Genomic DNA, 3,438 nt, shown 5'->3' with positions numbered 1-3,438 from the left:
CCGTGGGAGAACTTGGCGGGCGGGGTGGTGTGGGTGGCGGGGGTGAGGGCGACCTTCTCGGTGCTCTCGGTGTGCTCGGTGTGCTCGGTGTGCTCAGTCATGAGCTGTCCTTCAGGCTTCCTTCAGGGGTGACTTGCCGGAGTACTCCCGGCTGATGGCGTCCGCCGTGCGGCGCACCAGCGGGAGCAGGGTGAGGAGTTCCTCGGCGGTGACGACGACATTCGGCGCGGAGACCGACATGGCGGCGACGACGCGTCCGTCCGCGCCGCGGATGGGGGCCCCGACGCAGTTGATGGACTCCTCGTGGCCACCGAGGTCGGTGGCCCAGCCCTGTTCGCGCACCTTCTCCAACTCCCGCAGGAAAGCGGGGGCGTTGGGGGTGGAACGGGACGTGTAGGTGGGGTAGTCGAGCTTCTCGGCGAGGGCGCGGCGCTCGGCTTCGGGGAAGTCGGCGATGAGGAGCTTGGCGACGGCGGCGACGGTGATGGCCACCGGCTTGCCGATGCGGGAGTACATCCGCACCGGGTAGCGGCTCTCGACCTTGTCGATGTAGAGGACCTCCCCGTCCTCGTAGACGGCGAGGTGCACCGTGTGGCCGCAGCGTTCGTTGAGGGCGAGGAGGTGGGGGTGGGCGATCTCGCGCACGTCCAGGTTCTCGACGGCCTCCTGGGCGAGCGCGAAGAGTCGCGCGCCGAGGCGGTAGCGCTGGTCGGACTGGCGGAAGACCAGGCCGTGCTCGTGGAGGGTGCGCAGGAGCCGGAGCGCCGTGGACTTGTGGACGCCGAGCCGGTCGGCGACCTGGCCCAGGTCGGCGGGGCCCTCGGCGAGCAGCGGCAGGATCGAGAGCGCGCGGTCGACGGTCTGGCTCATGGGGTACGTACCTCCTCATCGGCCCCGCTTTCCTCCGGGGCGTTCGCCGTCCAGCCGGGGCCGAGACGAAGTGTCCCCCAGGTGGCGTCGTCCACTGCGGCGAGGCGGTCGGCGTGTGCGCGGGCGGGGGGCGTGGCGAGGTCGCCGGGGACGGTGAGGGCGGCGGCGGCCATCAGGTGGCCGTGGCGCAGGCGCTGGGTGGCGGGCAGGCCGCGCAGGGTGGCGGAGAGGAACCCGGCGGCGAAGGCGTCACCGGCGCCGACGGGTGCGACGACGTCCACGCGCAGGGCGGCCTGGAAGACGGGGTCCTCGCCGTGGCGCAGGACGGTGGCGCCTCGGCTGCCGTGTTTGACGACGAGGGTGGCGGGTTCGGGCAGGGCGGCGCGCAGGGCGTCGGGCCCGCCGGTCACGCCCCAGGCCGTGGCGGCCTCGTCCTCGCCGACGAAGACGAGGTCGGCGCCGCGGGCGAGATCGAGCAGGACGTCAGGGCCGGTGGCCGCGTCCTTCCACAGCCCCGGGCGGTGGTTGACGTCGAAGGAGACGAGGGGCGCGCGGCCGGCGCGCCGGCCGCAGAGGTGTCGCACGAGGTCGAGGCAGTCGGCGGAGAGGGCGGGCGTGATGCCCGACAGGTGCAGGACGCGGCCCGAGGTGAGCGCGTCCTCGTCCACAGAGCCCCGGGCCATGGCGGAGGCGGCCGAGCCCGCGCGGTAGTAGACGACCTCGTGGGCGTCGGTGTCGCGGTCGTCGGCGGTGCGGAAGTAGATGCCGGTGGGGCGGTGCGGGTCGCGGCCGACGGCGGAGGTGTCCACGCCATAGCGCGCGATCGCCTCGACGAGGTGGTCGCCGAAGCCGTCGGCGCCGACGCGGCTGACCCAGCGGGTGGTGTGCCCGGCGGCGGCGAGCGCGCAGAGGACGTTCGACTCGGCGCCGCCGATCCCGCGGTCGAAGGAGGGCACGTCGGCGAGGCGGCCGGGCCGGGCGGGCAGGAAGGTGACCATGGACTCGCCGAGCGCGACGACGTCCACTGGCGCCGGTGCGGTCGCCTCCGTGACGCCCCCCGCGACTGCCTGTACGGTCACGCTCTCCCAGCCCTTCACCGTCTCTTCGGACTCTCTCCGACCGTCTCTCCGGACTCTCTCTGACCGTCTGTTCGGATCCGTTGACCCGGCGTTGGCTCGGATGTTAGACAGCTGTCAGCGACATACGCAATGACTGTTGCAGATGATGCAACGCACCTCTGGAGGAGGCGCCCATGGCCGCCCAGAACCCCGCCGATTCGCTGGCCGCGCTCGCGGACGAGCGGATCGATCACCGCTTCAAGGGCCTTCCCCCGGACGCGGAAGGTCTCACCGTCGGCGAGCTGGCGGCCCAGCGCAGGAACCTCTTCACCGGCGGTTTCACCACCCCGGTCCTCGCGCTCTCCGCCGAGCGCCTCGAACACAACCTCGCGCTCATGGAGACGTACGCCGAGCGGCACGGCCTCGCCTTCGCGCCGCACGGCAAGACGTCGATGGCGCCGCAGCTCTTCGCCCGGCAGCTGGAGCGCGGGGCGTGGGGCATCACGCTCGCGGTCCCCCACCAGGTGCGGGTGGCACGGGCGTTCGGCACCCCGCGGATCTTCCTGGCGAACGAACTGGTCGACGCGGCGGCGCTGCGCTGGCTGGCGGGTGAGCTGAACGCCGACCCCGCCTTCCGTTTCATCTGCTACGTCGACTCCGTACGGGGCGTCGAGTTGATGCAAGCGGCCCTCAGCGAGGCGGGTGCGAACCGTCCCGTGGACGTCGTGCTCGAACTGGCGGCGGGTGACGAGGCGCGGACCGGCGTGCGGACCGAGGCCGAGTGCTTCGAGATCGCCAACGCCGTCGCGGGCGCGGACACGCTGCGGCTCGTGGGCGTCGCCGGGTACGAGGGCGAGGTGCCGCAGGCCTCCGCGGAGCGGGTCACGGCGTGGCTGCGGCGGCTGGTCGCGCTCCTTGTGGACCTCGACAAGGCGGGGCGGTTCACGGATCTGCCGGAGGTCGTGGTCAGTGCCGGGGGCAGTGCGTGGTTCGACGCGGTGGCGTCGGTGTTCGCGGAGATCCCGGAACTGTCGGTGCCGCTGCTGAAGTTGCTGCGTTCGGGTGCGTACGTCTCCCATGACGACGGTCACTACCGGCGGCTGACGCCGTTCAACCGGGTGCCGCAGGAGGGTGCGCTGGAGCCCGCGTTCCTGCTCTGGGCGCAGGTGGTGTCGCGGCCCTCTTCGGCGCAGGCGTTCACCAACGCGGGCAAGCGGGACGCGGCGTACGACCTCGACCTGCCCGAGGCGCAGCTCGTCCGCCGGGCCGGCGTCCTCGGCCCCGCGACCGGGATCACGGTCACGGGCCTCTCCGACCAGCACGGCTGGCTCCGGACGTCTCCGGAGGCGGAGATCGCGGTGGGCGACTGGGTGGGGATGGGCCTCTCACACCCGTGCACGGCGTTCGACAAGTGGCAGTTGATTCCGGTGGTGGAGGGAGAGGGGGTGGTCGTGGACTACCTCCGAACGTTCTTCTGACCTGGGGGTCTTGAGCGGGGTCTGCCCTTGGC

The 3,438-nt window shown here is 72.4% G+C and carries 3 protein-coding genes; 1 reads left to right on the top strand and 2 read right to left on the bottom strand.

All coding sequences use genetic code 11. From position 1 onward, the window contains the following. Positions 1-111: 111 nt before the first annotated feature. Together GKQ77_RS30090 and GKQ77_RS30085 are read right to left on the bottom strand one after the other, a co-directional pair. Entirely contained in the window at positions 112-870 is a 759-nt protein-coding gene (locus GKQ77_RS30090; protein ID WP_219692280.1) for an IclR family transcriptional regulator, read from the bottom strand. Next, positions 867-1,868: a sugar kinase gene (locus tag GKQ77_RS30085; protein WP_372460025.1), complete on the bottom strand. Its 1,002-nt coding sequence runs from the start codon at positions 1,866-1,868 to the stop codon at positions 867-869. Before GKQ77_RS30085 ends, GKQ77_RS30090 begins: the two co-directional genes overlap by 4 nt. A gap of 254 nt (positions 1,869-2,122) precedes the next feature. Between GKQ77_RS30085 and GKQ77_RS30080 the strand changes: the two genes are divergently transcribed. Further along, positions 2,123-3,406: an alanine racemase gene (locus tag GKQ77_RS30080; RefSeq protein WP_219692279.1), complete on the top strand. Its 1,284-nt coding sequence runs from the start codon at positions 2,123-2,125 to the stop codon at positions 3,404-3,406. The last annotated feature ends 32 nt before the right edge of the window (positions 3,407-3,438 follow it).

It is taken from the genome of Streptomyces anatolicus (genome assembly GCF_019400875.1).
In the GTDB taxonomy this organism is placed as follows: domain Bacteria; phylum Actinomycetota; class Actinomycetes; order Streptomycetales; family Streptomycetaceae; genus Streptomyces; species Streptomyces anatolicus.
The sequence above is the reverse complement of the archived record's forward strand: the minus strand, read 5'-3'. Positions and strand labels throughout refer to the sequence as shown.

Coding starts and splice junctions, on each gene's coding strand:
- GKQ77_RS30090 (WP_219692280.1), bottom strand. CDS start 870: ATGAGCCAGACCGTCGACCGCGCGCTCTCGATCCTGCCGCTGCTCGCC.
- GKQ77_RS30085 (WP_372460025.1), bottom strand. CDS start 1,868: ATGGTCACCTTCCTGCCCGCCCGGCCCGGCCGCCTCGCCGACGTGCCC.
- GKQ77_RS30080 (WP_219692279.1), top strand. CDS start 2,123: ATGGCCGCCCAGAACCCCGCCGATTCGCTGGCCGCGCTCGCGGACGAG.